General features: G+C 63.1%; 23 protein-coding genes and 1 other RNA gene. 18 read left to right on the top strand and 6 right to left on the bottom strand.

Going from position 1 to position 23,413, the window contains the following annotated elements; all coding sequences use genetic code 11:
* Positions 1-10 precede the first annotated feature (10 nt).
* Positions 11-874, top strand: a complete 864-nt coding sequence (locus tag M0654_RS18735) for a prephenate dehydratase (RefSeq protein WP_118851255.1) — start codon at positions 11-13, stop codon at positions 872-874.
* A gap of 105 nt (positions 875-979) precedes the next feature.
* Here M0654_RS18735 and nudC read toward each other — a convergent pair whose 3' ends face one another.
* Entirely contained in the window at positions 980-1,939 is a 960-nt protein-coding gene (gene nudC, locus M0654_RS18730) for an NAD(+) diphosphatase (protein ID WP_248684384.1), read from the bottom strand.
* Positions 1,936-2,346, bottom strand: coding sequence for an HIT domain-containing protein (locus tag M0654_RS18725; protein ID WP_248684383.1), 411 nt, complete (start codon positions 2,344-2,346; stop codon positions 1,936-1,938). Before M0654_RS18725 ends, nudC begins: the two co-directional genes overlap by 4 nt.
* 87 nt (positions 2,347-2,433) lie before the next feature.
* Between M0654_RS18725 and ffs the strand changes: the two genes are divergently transcribed.
* From ffs to M0654_RS18710, 3 genes are all read left to right on the top strand, one after another.
* Positions 2,434-2,530: signal recognition particle sRNA small type (ffs, locus tag M0654_RS18720), an RNA gene on the top strand.
* Positions 2,531-2,605: 75 nt separating this feature from the next.
* Positions 2,606-4,468 (top strand): DNA polymerase III subunit gamma/tau, encoded by a 1,863-nt coding sequence (locus tag M0654_RS18715; protein ID WP_248684382.1) that lies wholly within the window; start codon positions 2,606-2,608, stop codon positions 4,466-4,468.
* A 15-nt stretch (positions 4,469-4,483) separates the two neighbouring features.
* Complete coding sequence (locus M0654_RS18710; RefSeq protein WP_118851251.1) at positions 4,484-4,807, top strand: YbaB/EbfC family nucleoid-associated protein; 324 nt, start codon at positions 4,484-4,486, stop codon at positions 4,805-4,807.
* Between the two features lie 4 nt (positions 4,808-4,811).
* Here the strand turns inward: M0654_RS18710 and M0654_RS18705 are convergent, their stop codons facing one another.
* Positions 4,812-5,702, bottom strand: a complete 891-nt coding sequence (locus M0654_RS18705) for an alpha/beta hydrolase family protein (RefSeq protein WP_248684381.1) — start codon at positions 5,700-5,702, stop codon at positions 4,812-4,814.
* 84 nt (positions 5,703-5,786) lie between these two features.
* On the opposite strand from M0654_RS18705, the gene M0654_RS18700 reads away from it, so the two are divergent.
* Positions 5,787-6,368: a TetR/AcrR family transcriptional regulator gene (locus M0654_RS18700; protein WP_118851249.1), complete on the top strand. Its 582-nt coding sequence runs from the start codon at positions 5,787-5,789 to the stop codon at positions 6,366-6,368.
* 55 nt (positions 6,369-6,423) lie between these two features.
* Positions 6,424-7,035: a LysE family translocator gene (locus M0654_RS18695; RefSeq protein WP_248684380.1), complete on the top strand. Its 612-nt coding sequence runs from the start codon at positions 6,424-6,426 to the stop codon at positions 7,033-7,035.
* On the opposite strand, the gene M0654_RS18690 is transcribed toward M0654_RS18695, so the two are convergent.
* Positions 7,032-7,643 carry an MOSC domain-containing protein gene (locus tag M0654_RS18690; RefSeq protein WP_248684379.1) on the bottom strand — a complete coding sequence of 204 codons (612 nt, stop codon included), beginning with the start codon at positions 7,641-7,643 and terminating at the stop codon, positions 7,032-7,034. The genes M0654_RS18695 and M0654_RS18690 overlap by 4 nt on opposite strands.
* 69 nt (positions 7,644-7,712) lie before the next feature.
* Between M0654_RS18690 and recR the strand changes: the two genes are divergently transcribed.
* Both recR and M0654_RS18680 read left to right on the top strand, forming a co-directional pair.
* On the top strand, positions 7,713-8,318 hold the full coding sequence (recR, locus tag M0654_RS18685) for a recombination mediator RecR (RefSeq protein WP_248684378.1): 606 nt from the start codon (positions 7,713-7,715) through the stop codon (positions 8,316-8,318).
* 15 nt (positions 8,319-8,333) lie between these two features.
* A complete protein-coding gene (locus M0654_RS18680; RefSeq protein WP_248684377.1) occupies positions 8,334-9,608 on the top strand; it encodes a lytic murein transglycosylase in 1,275 nt (424 codons plus the stop codon).
* On the opposite strand, the gene M0654_RS18675 is transcribed toward M0654_RS18680, so the two are convergent.
* Together M0654_RS18675 and M0654_RS18670 are read right to left on the bottom strand one after the other, a co-directional pair.
* Entirely contained in the window at positions 9,609-10,064 is a 456-nt protein-coding gene (locus tag M0654_RS18675) for a GNAT family N-acetyltransferase (RefSeq protein ID WP_248684442.1), read from the bottom strand.
* A 5-nt stretch (positions 10,065-10,069) separates the two neighbouring features.
* Positions 10,070-11,701, bottom strand: coding sequence for an MFS transporter (locus M0654_RS18670; protein ID WP_248684376.1), 1,632 nt, complete (start codon positions 11,699-11,701; stop codon positions 10,070-10,072).
* A 245-nt stretch (positions 11,702-11,946) separates the two neighbouring features.
* On the opposite strand from M0654_RS18670, the gene rimP reads away from it, so the two are divergent.
* From rimP to M0654_RS18620, 10 genes are all read left to right on the top strand, one after another.
* Entirely contained in the window at positions 11,947-12,543 is a 597-nt protein-coding gene (gene rimP / locus M0654_RS18665) for a ribosome maturation factor RimP (RefSeq protein ID WP_248684375.1), read from the top strand.
* A 66-nt stretch (positions 12,544-12,609) separates the two neighbouring features.
* Positions 12,610-14,220: a transcription termination factor NusA gene (gene nusA / locus M0654_RS18660; protein WP_118851242.1), complete on the top strand. Its 1,611-nt coding sequence runs from the start codon at positions 12,610-12,612 to the stop codon at positions 14,218-14,220.
* A gap of 17 nt (positions 14,221-14,237) precedes the next feature.
* Positions 14,238-14,921, top strand: coding sequence for an RNA-binding protein (locus tag M0654_RS18655; protein WP_248684374.1), 684 nt, complete (start codon positions 14,238-14,240; stop codon positions 14,919-14,921).
* A 103-nt stretch (positions 14,922-15,024) separates the two neighbouring features.
* Positions 15,025-17,748 carry a translation initiation factor IF-2 gene (gene infB, locus M0654_RS18650; RefSeq protein WP_248684373.1) on the top strand — a complete coding sequence of 908 codons (2,724 nt, stop codon included), beginning with the start codon at positions 15,025-15,027 and terminating at the stop codon, positions 17,746-17,748.
* A 78-nt stretch (positions 17,749-17,826) separates the two neighbouring features.
* The gene (kduD, locus tag M0654_RS18645) at positions 17,827-18,588 is read left to right on the top strand and encodes a 2-dehydro-3-deoxy-D-gluconate 5-dehydrogenase KduD (protein WP_248684372.1); all 762 of its coding nucleotides are present in this window, start codon (positions 17,827-17,829) and stop codon (positions 18,586-18,588) included.
* Positions 18,589-18,753: 165 nt separating this feature from the next.
* Positions 18,754-19,842, top strand: a complete 1,089-nt coding sequence (gene exbB, locus M0654_RS18640) for a tonB-system energizer ExbB (RefSeq protein ID WP_248684371.1) — start codon at positions 18,754-18,756, stop codon at positions 19,840-19,842.
* 6 nt (positions 19,843-19,848) lie between these two features.
* On the top strand, positions 19,849-20,352 hold the full coding sequence (gene exbD, locus M0654_RS18635) for a TonB system transport protein ExbD (RefSeq protein WP_248684370.1): 504 nt from the start codon (positions 19,849-19,851) through the stop codon (positions 20,350-20,352).
* Positions 20,349-21,350 (top strand): energy transducer TonB, encoded by a 1,002-nt coding sequence (locus M0654_RS18630; RefSeq protein ID WP_248684369.1) that lies wholly within the window; start codon positions 20,349-20,351, stop codon positions 21,348-21,350. The genes exbD and M0654_RS18630 overlap by 4 nt, the downstream gene beginning before the upstream one ends.
* A 53-nt stretch (positions 21,351-21,403) precedes the next feature.
* The gene (locus tag M0654_RS18625; RefSeq protein WP_248684368.1) at positions 21,404-22,390 is read left to right on the top strand and encodes an Ldh family oxidoreductase; all 987 of its coding nucleotides are present in this window, start codon (positions 21,404-21,406) and stop codon (positions 22,388-22,390) included.
* A gap of 387 nt (positions 22,391-22,777) precedes the next feature.
* A complete protein-coding gene (locus M0654_RS18620) occupies positions 22,778-23,401 on the top strand; it encodes a ribonuclease D (RefSeq protein WP_248684367.1) in 624 nt (207 codons plus the stop codon).
* Positions 23,402-23,413: the final 12 nt, after the last annotated feature.

Raw genomic sequence — 23,413 nt, 5'->3', positions numbered from 1 at the left:
GGACATAGCCATGAATGCCATCACCAATCGCATCGCCTTCCAAGGCGACTTCGGCGCCAACTCCGACATGGCGTGCCGCGACATGTTTCCGACCATGGAGCCGCTGCCCTGCCCGACCTTTGAAGATGCCTTTCAGGCGCTCGACAGCGGTGAGGCCGATCTGGCGATGATCCCGATCGAGAACACGATCGCCGGCCGCGTCGCCGACATCCATTATCTTTTGCCGGAATCGCGGCTGCATATCGTCGGCGAATATTTCATGCCGATCCGTTTCCAGCTGATGGTGCTCCCGGGTGTCGCGCATGAGGAGATCCGCACCGTCCACAGCCATATCCATGCGCTTGGCCAGTGCCGCAAGATCATCCGCTCGAACGGCTGGAAGGGTGTCGTGGCGGGCGACACAGCCGGCGCTGCCAAGATGGTTGCGGAAAAGGGCGACCGGACGATGGCGGCATTGGCGCCACGGCTTGCCTCGGAACTTTATGGCCTCGAGATTCTGGCCGAAAACGTCGAGGACACCGAAAACAACGTCACCCGCTTCGTGGTGCTGTCGCGCGACGAAAAATGGGTGCAGCGCAATGACCCGGAAGACCTGATCGTCACCACCTTCGTGTTCAATGTCCGCAATATTCCCGCCGCACTGTACAAGGCGATGGGCGGTTTTGCGACCAACGGCATCAACATGACGAAGCTCGAAAGCTACCAGCTCGGCGGCAAGTTCGTGGCGACGCAATTTTATGCCGACATCGAAGGCCACCCAGACGATGCGCCGGTACGCCGGGCGCTGGAAGAACTGCGGTTCTTCTCCGAAAAGGTTCGCATTCTTGGCTCCTACAAGGGCCACCCGATGCGCGGCACGCTGCAGAAACGGTAAGCGCTGGCAAGCAGACCGAGTGGTCCCTTGGTGATCCTGGTTTTCTGTTGAACGGCCGGGCGCTGGTCGCGACGGCATCGGGACGATGGGGCGGTCACCCGCCCATCACAAGGGCCATTCCACCCAGTCGCGCAGGAGGCGGTGGGCGATCGCGCCTTCGACCGGGGCAAAGGGCGGCGTGTCAGGTCCGGCCTTCAGCATGGCGGCGGCTTCAGCGCGGGAAAACCAGCGCACGTCCTGCATTTCCTGGCTGTCGATCTTGATCTCCGTCGACTGAGCTTCGCCGTAACAGCCGATCATCAGAGAATGCGGCATCGGCCAGGGCTGCGAAGCATGGTAGCGGACGCGGCCGACGACGATGCCTGATTCTTCCACCGTTTCGCGGCGCACGGCGTTCTCGATCGTTTCGCCAGGCTCCACGAAGCCTGCAAGGCAAGAATACATGCCTTCCTGAAAATGATGGCTGCGGCCAAGCAGGCAGCGGTCGTTGTCGACATCCACCGTCAGCATGATGACCACCGGATCTGTGCGCGGGAACATCAGGTGCTGGCACTGTGTGCAGGTGCGCTTGTAGCCGCCAAGCTGGGTCAGCGTCGGCGAGCCACATTTGCCGCAGAACCTGTTGGCGGCGTTCCAGTTGAGGAGCGACACGGCCTGCGCCACCTCCCCCTGCAACTCGCCTTCCATCAGCCGGTCGCGGAACAGAGCGCGCGGCTCGGTCGGCTTGTATTGGCTGGCGAGGTCGTCTGCTGGAATAAGCACCGGCACGGCGATGCGCGGTTCGCCCGTTTCGCGGTAACCGAGCAGGATTGCATTATCGAAATCCGGCTGCAGTCCCGCAAGCTCATAAGCTGCAAACAGAGGATCGAGGATCTGGCCGTCGTGCTTGAGGATGACCCGGCTGCCGGTGAAGGCAAAGATATGCGCGCCCTCCACCGCAAGCGCCTTTTCGACGCAATCATCGGTGCGGTATTCGGCCTGCCGGTCGAGCTTATTGCCGGAAAAGGCCGTAAGCTCGCTCGGTTCAGAATGCGGTGCCTGGCTGTCGAACATGGATGAGGTCATGAAAGGGCTTCGATCAGTTTGTCGTTAAACATCGTCTTCTCCGCGGCATCGGCATAAGGCACGGCCTGTCCAAAGCCCCAGACCGGTCCCGGCCAGTTGGGGTCACCCTCGAACCTGGCAATAACATGAACGTGGAGCTGGCGGACGATGTTTCCGATCGCCGCGATATTGATCTTGGTGGCGCCAGTGACCTGCTTCAGCGCCGCGCCAACCTTGGCCACTTCGGCATTGAGCAGCGCCCGGTCTTCACTCGACAGTTCGAAAATCTCGCTCATCCCGGCGCGCTCCGGCACCATGACGAGCCAGGGCCATCGGCTGTCGTCCTGGAGGCGCAACTGGCACAGGCCGAGCCGCTTGATCAGCGTGGAATCGCGCCCGATTCGCGCGTCGAGTTGAAAAGCGTCCACCCTTGTCCTCCATCTTCCCATGTTTCCCTTCCAGTTTTTTACAGGCTTGGCTTGCATTTGGAAGCGTTATTGACGATATGAGCAGTGGGAGGTTGGTGGTGGACGAGCCACTCGCCAACCGGGTCAGGTCCGGAAGGAAGCAGCCCTAACGAGCCAGGCACGGGTCGCCGTGCCAGCCTCCCACCTTCTTCCATCTTGGTCAGCTTCCGGCCCGGTCAAGACCGCGCTCAGGAATGGCCCGTGCAGGCTGGCAGGACGAATGAGCGATAACGGGCCGACCTATTCCAACATCCTCGCCACGGCAGGCAGCGGTTATCGGGTTCTCGCCCGCAAATACCGCCCGAAGGATTTCTCCGACCTGATGGTCGGGCAGGAGCCGATGGTTCGCACGCTGACCAACGCGTTCGAAACCGGCCGCATTGCCCAGGCCTATATGTTGACCGGCGTTCGCGGGGTGGGCAAGACGACGACGGCGCGCATCCTGGCCCGGGCGCTGAACTACAAGACCGCCGAGATCGACAAGCCGACGATCGACCTCCGCATACCCGGCGAGCACTGCCAGCCGATCATGGAAGGCCGGCATGTCGACGTGATCGAGATGGACGCCGCCTCCCATACCGGGATTGACGACATCCGAGAGATCATCGAGCAGGTGCGCTACCGCCCGGTGTCGGCACGCTACAAGGTCTATATTATCGACGAAGTGCACATGCTTTCGACGCAGGCCTTCAACGGCCTGTTGAAGACGCTCGAAGAGCCGCCGGAGCATGTGAAGTTCATCTTCGCGACGACCGAGATCCGCAAGGTGCCGATCACCGTGCTGTCGCGCTGCCAGCGGTTCGACCTGCGCCGCATCAGCGCCTCGGACCTGGTTGGCCTGTTCACCACTATTCTCGAAAAGGAAGGCATTCCGGCCGAAGCGGAAGCGCTGTCAATGATTGCCCGCGCCGCGGAAGGTTCGGCCCGCGACGGCCTGTCGCTGCTCGACCAGGCGATTGCCCATGGCAGCGGCCAGGTGCTGGCGAACACCGTGCGCGGCATGCTGGGGCTTGCCGACCGGGCCCGCATCGTCGACCTTTTCGAACACATCCTGCGCGGCGACGTGAAGGCGGCGCTGCAGGAATTCGAGGCGCAATACGAGGCCGGCGCCAACCCGGTGGTGATGCTGACGGACCTTGCCGACTTCACGCATCTCGTAACCCGGATCAAATATATTCCCGAGGCTGCCGCCGACGCATCGCTGAGCGAAGTGGAGCGGGTGCGCGGACGCGAATGTTCCGAAAATGTAGCGGTGAGCACGCTGTCACGCATGTGGCAGATGCTGCTCAAGGGCATTCCGGAAGCGGAAAACTCGTCGCGCCCGGCGGGTGCGGCCGAGATGGTGCTGATCCGGCTCACACATGCCGCCCACCTCCCTTCCCCGGAAGATGCCGCACGCCGGCTGCTCGACATGTCTGCCGGCAACGGTGCGCAGGGTGGGTCACCGAGCGGAAACGGCGGCGGCCGGATGGGCTCGCAGCCCTCCGCAATGCTCAATGCGCGTGGTTCGGAGATGACGGGCGGGCGAATGCCTGCCGGTGGTCCGACCGCGATGCTGCAGGCGGTGCCGAACACGGGCCCGCGCGAGATGCCGGTTGGCCGCACGGAAGAAAAACCGGAGCCGAAGGTCCCGATCAAGTCGCTCGAGGACATCGCCGATCTTTGCGCCAAGAACAAGGAGCCGGTGCTGCGCGCCCGGCTGCGTTCCTCCGTCCATCTCGTCAAGATCGAGCCGGGGCGGCTGGAAATCAGCCTCGAGCCGGACGCACCGAAAACCATCGTCAACGATCTCACCTCCAAGCTTCGCGAATGGACGGGGATCACCTGGTGGGTGACGCTGTCGAACGAGCGCGGTGCACCGACGCTGGCGCAGGCCGAGGAACAGGTGCGCGAACAGCGCAAGACGGACGCCAAGGCCGACCCGGACGTGGCGGCAATCCTGGCACAGTTTCCCGGCGCAAAGATCATCGACGTGCGCATTCGCGCGGCCGAGGAGCAGGCGGATATTGAAGAAGCGCCGGCACCGGCGGCCGCCGAATCTGACGAGGGCGACATCCTGCCCGGCGACGACATCGAATTCTAAAGGAGAGAAAGAATTATGCGCGACATCATGGGCATGATGGGCAAGGTCAAGGAAATGCAGGCCAAGATGGAGAAGATGCAGGCGGAGATCGCCTCGCTCGACGTCGAAGGCACCTCCGGCGGCGGGCTCGTGACTGTGCGCATGAACGGCAAGGGCGAAATGCTCGGCCTCAAGATCGACCCGTCGCTGTTCAAGGAAGACGAGGTCGAGATCCTGGAAGACCTGATCATCGCCGCTCACAAGGCTGCCAAGGAACGCGCCGAATCAATTGCCGCCGAGAAGACCAAGGAACTGACCGCCGGCCTGCCGATCCCGCCCGGCTTCAAGATGCCGTTCTGAGGCATCAGACGAAGCACCTCTGCGGCCAGGGATTGATCCCGTCCCGGAGCCACAACAGCGTATCCCGCCAGAAGCCCGATGCGTGACGGTCGTGGAAAAGATCGAAATGACCGATCTTTTCCACGCCAAGATCCGCGGGCTCCAGCATTACACTGATTGCCCGGCTGCCGGTGTAATAACCGAGCGCCCGTCGCATCGCCGGTTTGGTGGCGAAGGGATCATCCGAGACGCTGACGGCGAGGATCGGGGCGCGGACATGGGCAAAGCGCGACACGACGACCTGCCGTTCCTCCTGGTCCAGCCTCGATGCCAACTGCCTGCCGCCGAAACTCCAACTGTAGGCGACACCGGCCGGCAGGTCCTCCAGCCAGCCCAGCCGACGGCCCGGGAAATAACCGTAGATCCCAGTGATAGCCGGCATGACGAGGTGCCAGCGTAGAAGGTATCCCATTCTTCTCGGCGGATGATAATCACGCCAATAGGCATGTTGGGCGCCGACGGTGAGCATGCGGTAGATGCGCGAGGCGCTTGCCGCATAACCCGGCAGGAAACCGCCGATGCTGTGCCCGACCACCTGGACAGGCAGGCTGGGTTGTTTCTCCGTGACCAGTTGCACCGCCGCATCGAAATCAAGCTCTCCCCAATGCCGCCATCCGCATCGAAGGTGACGCAGACGTTCCGGCCGTGAGAGGCCGATGCCGCGATAATCATAGGTCAGGACGTGGAAGCCGTGGCGCGCCAGGAAGGATGCATAGCGGTGGTAATATCGCGCCTGCACGCCGGTGGCGCAGTTGATGACCACTGAACCGAGAGGCCGGTCTGCATCTGCTGCCCACCAGTGCCCATGCAGGGCGACATCATCAGCGCAGGTTATCTCGATAGCGACGTGCTGCATGTGCTCCCTCCGAAGCGACTGTGATCCCTAAATTCGCTCGTCACGTCGCTTGTGTACACTCACTGGTCGGTATACTTTCGCCGCATGGATACCCTCTCGACGCGCGAGCGTATCGTTTCCGCCGCCAACAAGCTGTTCTACCGCGACGGAATCCGTGCCGTCAGCGTCGATGCCGTGGCCGAAGAAGCCGGTATCACCAAGCGGTCGCTCTATTACCACTTCAAGAGCAAGGACGACCTGATTGCCGCTTACCTTGACTATCGCGACCTGCCGAACCTGAAGGCCTTCCAGCGCTGGTATGATGAGCATGACGGGGCGATCGAAGGAAAGATCGTTGCGATCTTCGAGCATCTCGCAACCTCTGCCAGACACCCGAAGTGGAAGGGCTGCGGCTTTCTACGCACCTCGGCCGAATTGTCCAACCTGCCAGGCCACCCGGCAATCCAGGTGGGTGCGGCCCACAAGCTGAAGGTGGAGCGATGGTTTGCCAACTGCTTCACCGCGGAAGGCCTGGCCACGCCGGAAGCGCTGGCCCGGCAAATCCGGCTGTTGCTCGACGGCGCCTTTGCCGTTGTCATGCTGCACCGGGACCCGAGCTATTTTCGAACAGCCGGAGAGGCCGCCTATGCGCTGGTAACGGCGAGCCGTAGCGCCACCCGGAAATGAGGCCTTGCCGGAGCACCTGAGACTTCGCTAATCTACCCGCGGAGGGGAGGCTCCCATGACCCTGACATCGCTTTTTGTATTCGCTGCGGCGCTGTTTGTTGCCGCTGGATCGCCCGGACCGAGTATTGCCGCACTTGTCGCACGGGTGCTTTCCAAGGGATACCGCGACGTGTTGCCGTTTGTCGCCGCCATGTGGTTTGGCGAAGCGATCTGGCTATCCTTTGCGGTGGCGGGACTGGCCGCCATCGCCGAGAGTTTCCAGCCCCTCTTTCTCGTCATCAAGTGGATTGGGGTCGCCTATCTGCTTTACCTGGCATGGAAGATGTGGACCGCTGAGACCGCAGTCTCTGACGATGCGCTGCCCGAGAGCCGGTCTTCGGTGAAGATGTTTCTCACGGGCCTGACGCTTACCCTCGGCAACCCGAAGATCATGATGTTCTATGTGGCGCTTCTGCCATCGATCATCGACCTTGGTGGCGTGACGCTCGCCGGCTGGGCGGAACTCGTGGTGGCGATGCTGCTCGTGCTGATGGTGGTCGATCTTCTCTGGGTGCTGCTTGCCGCCAAGGCTCGCCAGTTCCTGAAAAGCCCGACGGCAGTGGGAATCGCGAACCGGGTCTCGGCCGGCACCATGGCGGGCGCGGCCGCGGTGATTGCGGCACGCTAGGCGGAAAACTTCTGCCGCCAGCGGCTCCCGATTGGCGCTGCGAGGAAACGATCCTTCTCCGCAGGCGACAGGCGCCTGCCAAGCGCGGCAAGCATTTCAGCGATGCCGACGCGATCGCCTGCGACTGGTTCGTAACGAACGGGGTCGCCGGCCGCGACCATTCCTGTCTGGATGACGCGGCAATAGATGCCGGGGCGCGCGGCCTGCGTATAGGCTTTCAGGAATTTAGGATCGCCCATCCTTGCCGCGAGCGTGTTGCAGGGCGAGCGGGCGCAGGTCGCTTCCAACACCACCTCGCTGAGATGGAAGCGGTCGCCGACGGCAACGTCGCGGTTGTCGAGGCCTTCCACCACGAGGTTTTCGCCAAAGGTGCCGGGCAGCACGTCATCCCCGAGTTCAGCCGCCCACCAGTCGAGCGTCAATGAGCCCTCCAGCAGGATTGCCTGGTCTTCGCCACCATGGTGCTTGCTGTTGCAGACCGCGTCGCCCACGAGGCCGAGCCTGTCGACCATGACCGGAGCGGAAACGGGCATCTTGTAGATGCCGGTCTTGTAGCTCTTGCCTGGCAGCTTTTCGGCGTGACCGAGGCAGACGGCAACAAGTTTCATAGCCATATCTTCATGGATGCGGGTCCTTACGCGATTCCGTTTGTGCACCATATGGGCTAAAGGGAGAACATGGCAAAGCGAGTCACCGGCCCCGAAATTGAAAAACTCATCCAGTTGTTGGCGAAGGTACCGGGGCTTGGGCCGCGCTCGGCACGTCGCGCCGCTCTGCATCTCATCAAGAAGAAAGACCAGTTGCTCGGGCCGCTATCGCACGCAATGGGTGATGCCTACGACAAGGTGAAGGTCTGCTCGCGCTGCGGCAATGTCGATACGTCCGACCCCTGCACCGTCTGCACCGATGTGCAGCGTGACCAGTCCATGCTGATCGTGGTCGAGGATGTGTCTGACCTCTGGGCGCTGGAACGCGCCGGCGCGATGAACGCTGCCTACCATGTGCTGGGCGGCACGCTTTCGCCGCTCGACGGGGTTGGTCCCGACGACCTCAACATCCGCGGCCTGATCGACCGGGTGAACGAAGGAACGATCCGCGAGATCATCATCGCGGTAAACGCCACCGTCGAAGGCCAGACGACGGCGCACTACATCACCGATCAGTTGTCCGGCATCGACGTGAAGATCACCCGGCTGGCCCATGGCGTGCCGGTTGGCGGTGAGCTCGACTACCTCGACGAAGGAACGCTGACGGCCGCTCTGCGGGCGCGAACGGCCATTTAAAGATCGGGAGGCTTCATGCGCCACCACACCCCCCTCTGCAATAATCACTCCAGGCGCCGATTGCTGGCCGTTGCGGCAACCCTGCTCTCCCTCCTGCCCCTGCCGGCGCTGGCGCAGAACAAGCCGGAGGTAGAAAAGCAGTTCCAGCGATGGATCGCCAGCGATTTGACGACCCAGGCGAAAAAGGCCGGGATCTCCGAGAGGACGCTGCGGGCTGCACTCAAGGGCGTGACGCTGAACTGGAGCCTGCCGGACCTCGTGCCGCCGGGAGCGCCGCCGCCGAAGAAACAGGACCAGAGCCAGGCGGAGTTCTCATCGCCCGGTGCCTACTTTTCGGAAAAGCGGTTGCAGGGACTGGCTGCAACCGGCCGCAGCCTTGCCTCCACACATGCCTCGACGCTGAAACGGATCGAAGCGGCCTATGGCGTTCCAGCCGAAATCATTGTTGCGATCTGGGGCCGTGAATCCGGCTTCGGCCGTGCCAAGCTGCCGTATTCGGCGATCGAGGTGCTGGCGACCAAGGCCTTCATGTCGACCCGCAAGGACATGTTCCGCGATGAACTGCTCGCTGCCCTGACGATGATCGAACGCGGCGACGTGGATGCATCCGCGATGAAAGGCTCCTGGGCGGGCGCGCTGGGACAGCCGCAGTTTATGCCATCCAGCTACCTGAAATACGCGGTCGACTTCGACAAGAACGGCCATGCCGACATCTGGAATTCGATTCCGGATGCACTGGCTTCCATAGCACACTATCTACAAAAGGAAGGCTGGCAGCGCGGCCGAAGCTGGGGTTTCGAGGCGCGGATTCCGCAGGATGTTTCCTGCGCCCAGGAAGGGCCGGACCGCGCGCAGCCTATCGCGAAATGGGCAGCGCTCGGCATCACCCGGATTTCCGGCAAGGCTTTCCCGGCCGCCGAGATGAAGGCGGACGGCATGGTGCTGGTGCCGGCCGGGCGGCATGGGCCGGAATTCATCGTCACGCCAAACTTCTACGTGCTGAAAGAGTACAACAACTCCGACCTCTACGCGCTTTTCATCGGCAATCTCGCAGACCGCATCGCCTACGGCTCAGGCGCGTTCAAGGCGCCGTGGGGCGATGTCGGCAAGATGCTGCGTTCCGACGTGCTGGCGATGCAGAAGGCGCTGGTGGCCAAGGGGTATGACGTCGGCAATGTCGACGGGCTGCCGGGCTACAAGACACGCCGCTCGCTCGGCGACTGGCAGGCGAAAAATGGCCTTGCGCCGACCTGCTATCCGGATGCCGGGCTGAAGGGGAAGATCAGGTAACTAGAGGCTGCGCTTCAGCCCTTCGTGGCTGGCTGTGAAACCGAGCTTCCCGTAGAAGCGGATGGCGTCCGGCCGAGACTTGTCGGAAGTCAGCTGCACCAGCTTGCAACCCCGTTCGGCTGCGCGCTCGACAGCCCATTCGATGAATGCAGAACCCATTCCGCTGCCCCGCTGGCTGGCGGCAATCCTGACGCTTTCGATCTGCCCTCGCCACATCCCGGTGCGGGAAAGGCCGGGAATGAAGGTGAGTTGCAGGCAGCCGACAACCTCGTCTTTCGGATCAACCGCAACGGCGAGCAACTGGTTCGGGTCGGCGTCAATTGCCGCAAAAGCTTGTACGTAACGCGGATCGACGGGATCGGAGACGACCTCCCGTGCCTGGCCGAGCGCGTCGTCGGCGAGAAGCCGGACAATGGCGGGTAGCTCCTCAGAACGTGCTTTCCGGAACAGAACCATGGCGTTCAATGATGCAGGTCAGGTGGTGACTTGTGGAAGATGTCGTTGACCGGCGGGATTGTCTGCCGCTCGATCATGCGGTGGACACGCGGGCCCTCGGTGCCACGGTGCAGCTTGCGGATCGCATCCCAGACCTCGGCATCGGCGTGCGTGCGGCGCTGGTTATGCCGGACGTAATCGGCCCAGGTCGCGACATGGTAGGTTTCCGTCCAAACCTCCGGATGCTCGAGGTCACGCATCAAAGCCCATTGGCGCGCGCCATCGCGGATACGGATGCGGCGGCGGTCCGACATCAGCCGCAGGAACTGCGGAATATCCTGGTCGGCGATCGTGTAATCGATCAGCGAGACAATAGGGCCACTGCGCAGCTGCAGGTCGAGCTTGAGCGGCGGCGTGTTGAAGCGGCCCAGCGGGTCGAGGTTGAGGTCGCGGAACTGCGGCACCGGCAGCCGCATGCCCAGTGCTGCCCCGAGCAGCATGACAAGGCTCGCGATGGTCAGCGACACCGAGACGCCGAGGTTTTCGGAAAGGATACCCCAGATCCAGCTGCCGGCGGCAATCCCGCCGAAGGTGGCCGTCTGGTAGAAGGACAGCGCTCGGCCAACCACCCAGCGCGGCGTCGACAGCTGCACCGTGGTGTTGAAGAGCGACAGCGCGAGCACCCAGCAGGCGCCGGGAACGAGCAGTACCACCGCCGTGAGCCGCGTATCGGTGCTGAGCGCAATGACGGCAGCGCTTGCGGCAAACCCAAGGAAGGCCAAGCGCACGATGGATTCGCTCGATAGTTTTTCACGCAGGCGCGCATTGCCGATCGCACCACCGATGGCGCCAACGCCGAAGGCGCCGAGCATGATGCCGTAAGTGAGCGGGCCGCCGGCCACCAGGTCGCGCGCAACGATCGGCAACAGCGCGAGGATGGCGCTGGCAGTGAGGCCGAAGACCAGGCTGCGGAACAGGACGTTGAGGATGTTCGGCGACATCGCCACGTAACCGAGGCCGGCTGAGAGCGCCCGGCCCAGCGTTTCGCGCGGCAGCGGGTTTTCGCGAATTTCGGGTTTCCAGCGGGCCAGCGCATAGATCAGCGAAAGATAACTGCAGGCATTCACCGCAAAGGCGGCGGCCGCGCCGGCTGCTGCGACGATGGCACCGCCGATCGCCGGGCCGACACTGCGGGTGATGTTGAAGCCGACGCTGTTGATGGTGACGGCCGCCGGCAATACCTCGCGCGGCACCATGTCCCCCACCGAGGCCTGCCAGGACGGGTTGTTCAGCGCCACGCCGCAGCCGAGCAGGAAGGTGAAGCACAAGAGCAGCCAGGGCGTCAGAAGCTCGAGATAGGCAAACAGCGACAGCAGGACCGACACCACCAGCATGAAGCTCTGGGCGGTCAGCATAAGGGTGCGACGGTTGAAATTGTCGGCAAGCGCGCCGGCAACGATCGAAAACAGCATGATCGGCGCGGCAGTCGAGGCCTGCACCAGCGCCACCATGTCCTGCGAGTTGGAGATGGAGGTCATCATCCACGCAGCACCGACAGCCTGGATGAGGCCGCCGAAGTTCGAAACAAGGCTTGCGAGCCAGATTGTCCTGAAAGTCTGATGCCGGAAGGGTGCCAGGGTGGGGATCCGGTCGGGCACTTGGCGTCCTCTTGCTCATCTGCTCTTGCGTGCTGATGACGGTTATAGACCGGCCGGCTGCAAATTCCAGCGCCACGCCGCAAGATTAAGCAAGTCTTGCAATTGCCGGCCAAAAGACGTATATGCAGCACATATTCTTGATCGTCCGATGAAGAGTGGGCCCGACCGGACCCGCTCTTTTTTGTTAGGCGATCGTCCTTCCCGGCTCTTGAAACAGATCCGGGTCCATGATTGCCGGAGAGCTTATGCCGCAAACCGAACACGAGCCGCGGCTCATCATCGAAACCGGGCTCGAACTCAGAATCGCTGAAATCATCGAGCCTGTGCTGACCGCCATGGACTTTCGGCTGGTGCGCGTGCGCATGCTGAACCAGAACGGTGCTACGCTGCAGATCATGGCCGAGCGCAACGACGGCACCATGGACGTCGACGGCTGCGAGGCCGTGTCAGTGGCGATTTCTCCCGTCCTCGATGTGGAAGATCCGATCGATCGGGAGTATCATCTGGAAGTGTCTTCGCCCGGTATCGACCGCCCGATGGTCCGCAAGTCGGATTTCTCCCGCTGGGAAGGCCATCTGGTGAAATGCGAGACGTCGATCATCATCGACAACCGCAAGCGGTTCCGCGGCAAGATCACGAACACGGATAGCGAAGGCTTCACCATCGAGCGGGACCAGGTCGCCTATGGCGAGGAACCGCGGGTGACGATCCCGTTCTCGGCGCTGGCAGAAGCAAAGCTGATCCTGACGGACGACCTGATCCGTGAGGCTTTGCGGGCCGACAAGCTCGCCAAGCAGCAGGCTGCAAACCAGAACGACGACGAAGACGAAGACGAAGAATAACCAAGACAAACCCGGTGCCGCGAAGCACCCCCTCGCAAAACATGCGAATGACGGAGACCAACGACAATGGCAGTGAGCGCAAATCGGCTTGAACTTCTGCAGATCGCAGACGCTGTAGCCCGCGAAAAGGTCATCGACCGCGAGATCGTGCTGGCTGCGATGGCCGACGCCATCCAGAAGGCTGCCCGTTCCCGTTACGGTTCGGAAACCAACATCCGCGCCGACATCAACTCCAAGACCGGCGAAATCCGCCTCCAGCGCCTGCTCGAGGTCGTCGAGCACGCCGAGGACTACAGCACGCAGATCCCGCTGGAACTGGCGCGCGACCGCAATGTTGACGCCAAGATCGGCGATTTCATTGCAGACCCGCTGCCGCCAATGGATTTCGGCCGTATCGCCGCCCAGTCGGCCAAGCAGGTCATCGTGCAGAAGGTGCGCGAAGCCGAGCGTGACCGTCAGTTCGACGAATTCAAGGATCGCCTTGGCGAAATCGTCAACGGCACCGTCAAGCGCGTCGAATATGGCAACGTCATCGTTGACCTCGGCCGCGGCGAAGGCATCATCCGTCGTGACGAAATGATCCCGCGCGAGAACATGCGCTATGGCGATCGCGTCCGTGCATACGTATATGATGTACGTCGCGAGCAGCGCGGCCCGCAGATCTTCCTGTCGCGTACGCACCCGCAGTTCATGGTGAAGCTGTTCACCATGGAAGTGCCGGAAATCTACGACGGCATCATCCAGATCAAGTCGGTTGCCCGTGACCCCGGTTCGCGCGCCAAGATCGCCGTGATCTCGAACGATAGCTCGATCGATCCGGTCGGCGCCTGCGTCGGTATGCGCGGTAGCCGTGTCCAGGCCGTCGTCGGCGAGTTGCAGGGCGAAAAGATCGACATCATTCCGTGGTCGCAGGACCCGGCGTCGTTCATCGTCAACGCATTGCAGCCGGCTGAAGTCGCCAAGGTGGTTCTCGACGAGGATGCAGAGCGCATCGAAGTCGTGGTTCCGGACGAGCAGCTGTCGCTTGCGATCGGCCGTCGCGGCCAGAACGTTCGCCTGGCGTCGCAGCTGACCGGCTGGGACATCGACATCATGACGGAGCAGGAAGAGTCCGAGCGCCGCCAGAAGGAATTCAACGAGCGCACCAACCTCTTCATGGAAGCGCTCGACGTTGACGAGATGGTTGGCCAGGTGCTGGCGTCCGAAGGTTTCGCAGCGGTTGAGGAACTGGCTTACGTCGATCTCGACGAAATCGCTTCGATCGACGGCTTCGACGAAGACACCGCAACCGAGATCCAGACCCGCGCCCGCGAATACCTGGAGCGCGTGGAGGCCGAAATGGACGCCAAGCGCAAGGAGCTGGGCGTCCAGGACGAGCTTCGCCAGATCAACGGCCTGACCGGCCAGATGCTGGTGGCACTCGGCGAAGACGGCATCAAGACTGTCGAGGACTTTGCAGGCTGCGCCGCTGACGACCTCGTCGGCTGGAGCGAACGCAAGGACGGCGAAACCAAAAAGTTCGACGGCCTGTTCTCGAAGATGGACGTTTCGCGCGCCGAAGCCGAAAACATGATCGTCCAGGCGCGCCTTCTGGCCGGCTGGATCACGGAAGAGGATCTCGCACGCGAAGCCGTAGAGGCTGAGGACGAGAACACCGACGCCGCAGAACAGGAGTAATCCCACTGGCGGATGAGTTGACACCGGGCAGGCAGGCCCCAGATGAGGACGGATGGGACGATAGCATCGTGAACGACCGTACCTGCATCGTGACACGGGAAGCTGCCTCGCCGGAGACGCTGATCCGCTTCGTGGCGGGTCCGGACGGCAAGGTTGTTCCGGACCTGAAACGCCAGCTCCCCGGTCGGGGATGCTGGATCAAGCCCGAACGGGCGCTGATCGACCGGGCGGTGGCCAAGAAGCTGTTTTCCCGGGCGTTCAAGAAAGACGTCAAGGCCGATGCCGATCTCGGTGCCTTGGTGGACCGGCTCATTGCAGCCGACCTGATCGGCATGATGAACATGGCGCGCAAGGCGGGCCAGTTCGTCACCGGTGCCATGAAAGTGGACGCAGCCGTGCGCTCCGGTGCCGCTCTCGCCGTTTTCCATGCGGCAGATGCGAGTCCCGACGGGATCCGCAAGATCGACCAGGCGCGCAAGGCCTGGAAGCTCGGCAACGATGCCGAGCACGATATTCCGTCTTTTCGGCTCTTCACGAGCACCGAAATGGACGAAGTGATGGGCCAGAACGCTTTTATCCATGCCTGCGCGCTTGCAGGGCAGGCAGGTGAGGGTGTAGTGAAGCGCGCAAACCTACTTGAACAGTATCGCGGTGGCGATCTGTGCCAGACAAAGGGTGTCGCTGACATGCCGAAACAATGACGCGGTCACCGGCTTCAGCCGGACGCAAGTCGATAGACCACAATTTGAACGACAGGTTCTGATGGCTTGACCATCCGTTCCTGCCCGAAGGAACAGGAACGGAATGACCGATAACAAAGACGACAAGACGCTCGGCGTAAAGAAGACCCTCACCCTGAAACCATCAGGCGTGACGCAGGGTACTGTACGCCAGGACATGGGGCGCGGTCGCACCAAGGCAGTCGTTGTCGAAACAGTAAAGCGGCGACCAACGCGACCACTGGACGAGAAGCCCGCCTTCACGGCCCCGACCCCCGCAGCACCACGCCAGGTTGAAGCGGCCGCACCGCAGCCTGCCGCACCACGGCCGCAGCAGCCGGCGACCCCGGCTCCGCGCGTTCACCAGCCCGCATCGCAGAACCAGCGCCCGGCCCACAGCCAGGACCGCCGACCGGCACCGTCTGCCCAGCCGCAGCGTCCGCAGCAGCGCACCGGCACGGTTCTGCACGACCTGTCCGCAGGCGAAATGGAAGCCCGTCGCCGCGCGCTTGCAGAAGCGCAGGCCCGCGAAGTAATCGAAGCGCAGCAGCGCGCCGAGGAAGAAGCACGCCGCAAGGTCGAGGAAGAGCGTCGTCGCGTTGAAGAAGCCGCCGAAGCTGCTCGTCGTGCCGAAGAAGCAAAGCTTGCGCCCAAGGAAGAGCCAAAGGTTGAAGAGCCTGCGCCTGCTGTAGCACGCGCTCCGGCTGCACCGGCAGGTCGTCCTGACGCACGTCCGCAGGCTACCCGTCCGGGTGCCGCACCGGCAGCACCTGCTCAGCCAGGTGCCGTTCGTGGCCGCCGCGCTGGCGAGGACGATGATGATCGTGGTCCTGCACGCACCATTCCGGGTCGCGGTCGCGCACCGGTTCCGGCTCCGGCCAAGGTCCCGGCACGTCCGAAGGCCGATGATGGTCGCCGCCAGGGCAAGCTGACCGTTACCACCGTCAGCACCGATGACGACGGCAATGCACGTGGCCGCTCGCTTGCCTCCATCCGCCGCCGGCAGGAGAAGTTCCGCCGCAGCCAGATGCAGGAAACGCGCGAAAAGGTCATGCGCGAAGTCATCCTGCCGGAGACGATCACCATTCAGGAACTGTCGCAGCGCATGTCCGAACGCGCCGTCGACGTCATCAAGTACCTGATGAAGGAAGGCCAGATGATGAAGCCGGGCGACGTCATCGACGCCGACCTCGCCGAAATCATCGCCACCGAATTCGGCCATACCGTCAAGCGCGTGTCGGAATCCGACGTTGAAGAAGGCATCTTCAACAAGGCCGACGACGAAGGCGAAATGATGCCGCGTCCGCCGGTCGTGACCATCATGGGTCACGTCGACCACGGCAAGACCTCGCTGCTCGACGCCATCCGGCATGCGAACGTGGCCTCCGGTGAAGCCGGCGGCATTACGCAGCATATCGGCGCCTATCAGGTTGAGCAGAACGGCCAGAAGATCACCTTCATCGACACCCCCGGCCACGCCGCCTTTACGGCAATGCGTGCCCGCGGTGCACAGGCAACCGACATTGCCGTTCTCGTCGTTGCGGCTGATGACAGCGTGATGCCGCAGACGATTGAATCGATCAACCACGCCAAGGCGGCCGGCGTGCCGCTCATCGTGGCGATCAACAAGATCGACAAGCACGAAGCAAAGCCTGACAAGGTTCGCCAGCAGCTTCTGCAGCACGAGGTATTCGTTGAATCACTCGGCGGTGAAGTGCTCGACGTCGAAGTTTCGGCCAAGAACAAGATCAACCTCGACAAGCTGCTCGAGGCGATCCTGCTGCAGGCTGAAATTCTTGACCTGAAGGCTGATCCGAACCGGACGGCAGAAGGTACGGTCATCGAAGCGCAGCTCGACCGCGGTCGTGGTGCGGTGGCAACCGTGCTCGTGCAGAAGGGTACGCTGAAGCCTGGCCAGATCATCGTGGCCGGCGACCAGTGGGGCCGTGTTCGCGCGCTCGTGACCGACAAGGGCGAGCATGTGAAGGAAGCCGGTCCTGCCATGCCGGTGGAAGTGCTTGGTCTTTCGGGAACGCCTGCGGCCGGTGACCGGTTTGCGGTCGTCGAGAACGAAGCGCGTGCTCGCGAAATCTCCGAGTACCGCCAGCGTCTCGCTCGTGACAAGGCCGCTGCCCGCCAGTCCGGCCAGCGCGGTTCGCTCGAGCAGATGATGAGCCAGCTGCAGAACACCGGCTTCAAGGAGTTTCCGCTCGTCATCAAGGGTGACGTGCAGGGCTCGATCGAAGCCATTGCAGGTGCACTCGACAAGCTTGGAACCGACGAAGTTCGGGCACGCATCGTGCATTCGGGCGCCGGCGCCATCACCGAGTCGGATATCTCGCTTGCCGAAGCCTCAAACGCAGCCATCATCGGCTTCAACGTTCGTGCCAATGCCCAGGCTCGTACCGCCGCAGAACGCGCCGGCATCGAGATCCGCTACTACAACATCATCTACGATCTGGTGGATGACGTGAAGGCCGCGATGTCGGGCCTCTTGTCGCCGGAACGCCGCGAAACCTTCCTCGGCAATGCCGAGATCCTGGAGGTGTTCAACATCACCAAGGTCGGCAAGGTCGCGGGTTGCCGTGTCGTCGAAGGCAAGGTGGAACGCGGTGCAGGCGTGCGCCTGGTGCGCGACAACGTCGTCATCCACGAAGGCAAGCTCAAGACGCTCAAGCGCTTCAAGGACGAGGTCACCGAAGTGCCGATGGGCCAGGAATGCGGTATGGCCTTCGAGAACTACGAAGACATCCGCGCCGGGGACACCATCGAGTGCTTCCGCGTCGAACACATCACCCGGACGCTTTAAGCCCGTCCGCGATAGTGTTACCAACCGCCGGGGAGAAATTCCCGGCGGTTTTATTTTGTCTGCAGTTTGGAGGAAGACATGGCAGTTTCGTTTGACTTGACCGGCAAGACGGCGATCGTGACCGGCGCCAATACTGGCCTTGGTCAGGCAATTGCCGTGGCGCTGGCCGGCGCCGGTGCGGACGTGGCGCTGGTCGGCCGCTCGTCGATGGCCGGCACGGAAGCTGCCGTTGCAAAGGCCGGTGGTGGACGCAGCCTGTCGATCCAGGCCGACCTTTCAACCCTTGAGCCGGTGGAGCGAGTTATCTCCGAGACCGTCGCCTGGACCGGTCGCGCCGACATCCTGGTCAACAATGCCGGCATCATCCGCCGCGCTGACGCGATCGACTTTACCGAGGCGGACTGGGACGCGGTGATGGACGTCAACCTGAAGACCGTGTTCTTCCTGTCCCAAGCCTTTGCGCGCCACCTGATTGGCAAGGGCGAGCGCGGCAAAATCATCAACATCGCCTCGCTCCTCTCCTTCCAGGGCGGCATCCGCATTCCGTCCTATACCGCTTCGAAGAGCGGACTTGCGGGCCTGACGCGGCTGCTTGCCTGCGAGTGGGCCGGCAAGGGCATCAACGTTAACGCGATCGCTCCCGGATACTTCTCCACCAACAACACCGAGGCGCTGCGCAACGACCCGGATCGTAATGCGGCAATCCTCGGCCGCATCCCGGCCGGCCATTGGGGCGAGCCGGAAGAACTGGGTGGCGCGGCGGTGTTCCTCGCGGCTCCGGCATCCGATTACGTCCATGGCATCGTGCTGCCGGTGGATGGTGGCTGGCTGGCACGGTAAGGCGCCCCTCGCCGGCGCAGGTGATTTGATCGCGCCGGCGGAATTATATGTTGCCAACCGTACTCATGTTTATTATCGGGTAGCGGAACCTGAAGCCTCGCGGCTTCTTGTGCTGTTCCGGCAACGCCAGCAGACGCATTGCCGATGACCCGGAGTATCGCAACCATGTCCGCTGCCCGCACCGCCGTTTCCTTCAAGCACCTGCCGATCGGAAACCGGTCTCTCGGCGCACTGGCCGGGCTGTTGCTTGCCGCTTCGGCTGCGGTTGCGCAAACCCCTGCCCCGGATGCAACCACGCCTGCACCTGCGCAGCCGGACGTAACGGCTCCGGCCCAGCCGGCTGCACCCGCAGAACCATCGGCTGCCGCACCGGTCGAACCTGCACCTGTCGAAATTGCACCTGCCGAGCCCACGACTGCTGAGGCGGCGCCCGCTGAGATGACACCGGCGCAAGCCCCCGCCGAAAGTGCCGAGCCGGCAGAGCCGATGGATGTGCTGACCCAGTTCCTGAACCCGGAAAAGCGCACCGACCTGCCGCATGACCTTTCGCCCTGGGGCATGTTCATGGCCGCCGATTGGGTCGTGAAGGCGGTGATGATCGGACTTGCCTTTGCCTCGCTGGTGACATGGACCGTATGGCTTGCCAAGTCGCTCGAACTTGCCGGTGCCCGCACCCGCGCCAGCCGGACACTGAAGGTGATCCAGTCGGCCCGGTCGCTCGCCGAGGCTTACCGCGAGACGGACGGCCGTGGTGGCCCGGCAGCGCTGATGCTGCGTGCGGCGGCGCAAGAGATCCAGATGTCGGAAGCCGCCCTCGACCACGCAGACGGGCATGGCGTGAAGGAACGTGTTTCCTCCGCCCTGTCGCGCATCGAAGCGTCTGCCGGCCGGCGCATGTCGCGCGGCACGGGCGTGCTCGCCACGATCGGCTCGACCGCGCCCTTCGTTGGCCTGTTCGGCACGGTCTGGGGCATCATGAACTCGTTTATCGGCATCTCGGAAACACAGACGACGAACCTTGCCGTCGTGGCGCCCGGCATTGCCGAAGCGCTTTTGGCGACCGCCATTGGCCTTGTTGCAGCTATTCCCGCGGTGGTAATCTACAACGTCTTTGCCCGCTCCGTGACCGGTTACCGGCAGTTGCTGGCCGATGCTGCGGCCGGCGTGGAACGGCTGGTGAGCCGCGACCTCGACTTCCGCAAGGTGCCGCCGGACGCCCGCAAGACGCCTGTTTCGCTTGTTTCCGGAGGCTGATCGATCATGGCTGGTGGCATCCGCGAAAACCACGGCGACGAGTTGACCGAAAACCACGAGATCAACGTTACGCCGTTCATCGACGTCATGCTGGTGCTGTTGATCATCTTCATGGTGGCGGCACCGCTTTCGACGGTCGACGTGAATGTCGACCTACCGGCCTCCAGCGCCAAGCCCGCGGAGCGCCCGGATGAGCCGCTGTACCTGACGGTGAAGACCGACCTCAGCCTCAATATCGGCAATGATCCTGTGGCGCGCGAACAGCTTGCCGCAACGCTTGATCGCGTGACGGAGGGCAACAAGGACACGCGCGTCTTCCTGCGCGCCGACAAGACTGTCGACTACGGCCAGTTCATGGAAGTGATGAACCTGCTGCGTGATGCCGGCTACCTGAAAATCGCGCTGGTGGGCCTGGAAACCCTGCCGGGTGCACAGGCACCCGCCGCCGCGCCAGCCGAGGGACAGACGCAGCCTGCAACACCCGCGGCACCGGCAGGAACCACGCCATGAGTCTCGTTGTCTCGCAGGCAGGTCCGGGTGGACGCGTCGGCGAACTGGCGCTCTGGGGCGCGGCTGGCCTTGTGATGCTGTCCGTGCATGTGGCGGGCGCTGCGTACCTGATGCGGCAGGTGCCTGAAGAGATTGTCGATACCGGCCCGCCGGCGGCCATCATGATCGAACTCGCGGCTGAGCCGGAAGCGGCCAATACCGAAGAAGAGCAGATTGCCACCGACGTGCAGGACCAGCAGGAGGTGCTGAGCGAACAGGTGGAGCCGGTGGACGAACCGGTGGAACCCGTTGAGCAGGCAGAGCCGATGCCGCCTGAGCCGGTGGAGTCGCCTCCCCCGGAGATGGCTGAGCTGCCACCGGAGCCAACACCGCCCGAGCCGGTGGTGGAGGAACCGCCGCCGGAACCCGAACCTGAACCTGCGCCGGAGATGACGCAGACGATCCCCGAGCCGCCGCCGGAACCGATCGAGGAACCGGATCCGATCGAGGCGCAGCAGACGGCGATGCTCGAGAACGTCGAGGTGCCGTTGCCGGCCATGCGTCCGCCGATGGTTGACGAGAAGCCGCCGGCAGAAAAGAAGCCGGAGCCGAAGAAGCAGCAGACCGTTCGCAAGGTGGAAAAGCCGAAGCAACAGCCGCAGGCGCGCCAGGAACAGGCCGAAGCACGGGTGCAGGCCCGCGATTCCGACCGTACCGCCGCCAGCCAGACCTCGGCAGGATTGTTTTCTTCAAAGGTGTCGCCGCAGCAGTGGATGACGAAGGTGCGGACGAAGATCGCACGTTATGCACGTCGTTGCCCAGGCAACGACACCGGCGTTGTCACCGTGCGTTTCAGCTTCGACGGCAGCGGCAATATCGGCAGCGTTGCCGTGGCCCGCTCATCCGGCAATCCGGCGATCGACGAATATGTCGCGTCCGCCGTGCGCAAGGCCTCGCCCATTCCCGCACCACCACCAGGTGCTGGAAGTTCGCTGAGCCAGCCGGTAAAGTGCCAGTAGCCGCCTGTCATCAGCGCAGCTCCCGCCCTTCCTGAACCTGCCGGATCCGCAGCATGCATATTTCTCTCGTTGAAGCCGAAACGCTTGTCGCAGGCGTTTTTGAAGCCAATGGCGTTCTCCCCGACACCGCCCGCTCTGTGGCGCATGCGCTGGTGCAGGCGGAAGCTGCCGGGCAATATGGCCACGGCCTGCGGCGCGTGCCGGTCTATATCGGCCAGGCGCGGACCGGCAAGGTGGACGGCAAGGCGCGCGTCAGCAGCCTGCAGCCGAAGCCAGCGGTGCTCACGATCGATGCCGCACTCGGTTACGCTTACCCCGCCCTTGATCTGGCGGTCGAGAAGCTGCCGGCGATCGCACGCGCGCAAGGCATCGCGCTCGGGCTGGTGCACCGTTCCCACCATGCGGGCGTGATGGCGCTGACCGTGGAGCGTTTTGCAGACCAGGGGCTGGTGGCGATGATGTTTGCAAATGCGCCGGCTTCCATGGCCGCCTGGGGCGGCAAGAAGCGGCTTTACGGCACCAATCCGATCGCCTTTGCAACACCGGTGGCAGGCACTGACCCGCTGGTGATCGACCTCGCTCTCTCAACTGTTGCCGCCGGCAAGATCATGGCCGCCAAGCAGCAGGGGCAGCAGATCCCTGCCGACTGGGCCTTCGATTCCGACGGACAACCGACGACCGATCCGGACAAGGCGTTGAAGGGCCTGATGGCGCCCTCCGGCGGCGCCAAGGGCGCGGCGCTGGCGCTGATGGTGGAAGTGCTGGCGGCGGGGCTGACGGGTTCGAACTTCTCATACGAGGCGAGTTCCTTCATGGCCGAGGATGGCCCACCGCCTTCGGTCGGACAGACGCTGATTGTCATCGATCCCGTGGCCGGAACGGCAGCTGCGGAACGCATTGCCGAGCTTGCGGGTGAACTGGCGTCCGAAGACGGTGTGCGCCTGCCGGGCCGCCGCGGCCAGAATGCGCGCCAGCGGGCCATCGCCCAAGGCCTGGAGATCGATGATGCCGTGATCGCCGCAATCAAGGCGCTGGCCTGAACGCTGATAAGCAAAAGCCGCCGGTGATGCCGGCGGCGACGGGCACGGTTTTTTGAAAGCCTGAAATGCAAAAAGCCTGGCGCGGGAGGAGGTGCGCCAGGCTTTAAACTTGATCGACAACTGGGAGGAGGAGGATGTTGTCGATCCATATCGCACGACGCTGGGAGGAGGAGTGCGTCGTTCGATGAGTGAGTGTATAAGCTAATCGATTAAGCAGGCCAAGAGCGGCTATTGCAATGCAGCAATGCGCCGGACGCAGAGCTGAGCATTTGCCCAGTGCATGCACCGATGCTCAGAGCGCCGCGATCGGACAAACGCTGTTCTTCGGCCGGCGCCTGGGCTATAGCGGTTGCGAACTGCACGACGAATGGCATGCGGAGACGCGGAATGGCTGAGATCAGATACCACGAGGGCGATATTTCGGCAGCGGATGCCGCGCGTTACACCGATGCGATCGCGATCGATACCGAAACGCTGGGGCTCGTCCCGCGGCGTGACCGGCTTTGCGTGGTGCAGCTGTCGCCCGGTGACGGGACGGCGGATGTTATCCGCATCGCAGCATCGCAGACCGCGGCACCCAATCTTGTTGCGCTTCTGGCGGATCCCACCAAGCAGAAGATCTTCCACTACGGCCGCTTCGACATCGCCGTGCTCTTCCATACTTTCGGCGTCACGGCGACGCCTGTGTTCTGCACCAAGATCGCTTCTCGCCTGACGCGCACCTATACCGACCGGCACGGGCTGAAGGACAATCTCAAGGAGATGCTGGACGTCGATGTGTCAAAGGCGCAGCAGCAGACCGACTGGGCGGCGGCCGTGCTCTCGCCCGCGCAACTGGAATATGCCGCATCAGACGTGCTGCATCTACATGCGTTGCGCGACAAGCTGACCGAGCGCCTGGTGCGCGACAACCGTGCCGCACTTGCCGAAGCCTGCTTTGCCTTCCTGCCGACCCGCGCCAAGCTCGACCTGCTCGGCTGGGAAGATACCGACATCTTCGCCCATAGTTGAGCCGGCCAGAGC

The sequence above is a fragment of the Neorhizobium turbinariae genome (assembly GCF_023223505.1).
Lineage (GTDB): Bacteria > Pseudomonadota > Alphaproteobacteria > Rhizobiales > Rhizobiaceae > Neorhizobium > Neorhizobium turbinariae.
This window is presented reverse-complemented; position numbering and strand designations above follow the sequence as displayed.

Coding starts and splice junctions, on each gene's coding strand:
- M0654_RS18735 (WP_118851255.1), top strand. CDS start 11: ATGAATGCCATCACCAATCGCATCGCCTTCCAAGGCGACTTCGGCGCC.
- nudC (WP_248684384.1), bottom strand. CDS start 1,939: ATGACCTCATCCATGTTCGACAGCCAGGCACCGCATTCTGAACCGAGC.
- M0654_RS18715 (WP_248684382.1), top strand. CDS start 2,606: ATGAGCGATAACGGGCCGACCTATTCCAACATCCTCGCCACGGCAGGC.
- M0654_RS18710 (WP_118851251.1), top strand. CDS start 4,484: ATGCGCGACATCATGGGCATGATGGGCAAGGTCAAGGAAATGCAGGCC.
- M0654_RS18705 (WP_248684381.1), bottom strand. CDS start 5,702: ATGCAGCACGTCGCTATCGAGATAACCTGCGCTGATGATGTCGCCCTG.
- M0654_RS18700 (WP_118851249.1), top strand. CDS start 5,787: ATGGATACCCTCTCGACGCGCGAGCGTATCGTTTCCGCCGCCAACAAG.
- M0654_RS18695 (WP_248684380.1), top strand. CDS start 6,424: ATGACCCTGACATCGCTTTTTGTATTCGCTGCGGCGCTGTTTGTTGCC.
- M0654_RS18690 (WP_248684379.1), bottom strand. CDS start 7,643: ATGAAACTTGTTGCCGTCTGCCTCGGTCACGCCGAAAAGCTGCCAGGC.
- recR (WP_248684378.1), top strand. CDS start 7,713: ATGGCAAAGCGAGTCACCGGCCCCGAAATTGAAAAACTCATCCAGTTG.
- M0654_RS18680 (WP_248684377.1), top strand. CDS start 8,334: ATGCGCCACCACACCCCCCTCTGCAATAATCACTCCAGGCGCCGATTG.
- M0654_RS18675 (WP_248684442.1), bottom strand. CDS start 10,064: ATGGTTCTGTTCCGGAAAGCACGTTCTGAGGAGCTACCCGCCATTGTC.
- rimP (WP_248684375.1), top strand. CDS start 11,947: ATGCCGCAAACCGAACACGAGCCGCGGCTCATCATCGAAACCGGGCTC.
- nusA (WP_118851242.1), top strand. CDS start 12,610: ATGGCAGTGAGCGCAAATCGGCTTGAACTTCTGCAGATCGCAGACGCT.
- infB (WP_248684373.1), top strand. CDS start 15,025: ATGACCGATAACAAAGACGACAAGACGCTCGGCGTAAAGAAGACCCTC.
- kduD (WP_248684372.1), top strand. CDS start 17,827: ATGGCAGTTTCGTTTGACTTGACCGGCAAGACGGCGATCGTGACCGGC.
- exbB (WP_248684371.1), top strand. CDS start 18,754: ATGTCCGCTGCCCGCACCGCCGTTTCCTTCAAGCACCTGCCGATCGGA.
- exbD (WP_248684370.1), top strand. CDS start 19,849: ATGGCTGGTGGCATCCGCGAAAACCACGGCGACGAGTTGACCGAAAAC.
- M0654_RS18630 (WP_248684369.1), top strand. CDS start 20,349: ATGAGTCTCGTTGTCTCGCAGGCAGGTCCGGGTGGACGCGTCGGCGAA.
- M0654_RS18625 (WP_248684368.1), top strand. CDS start 21,404: ATGCATATTTCTCTCGTTGAAGCCGAAACGCTTGTCGCAGGCGTTTTT.
- M0654_RS18620 (WP_248684367.1), top strand. CDS start 22,778: ATGGCTGAGATCAGATACCACGAGGGCGATATTTCGGCAGCGGATGCC.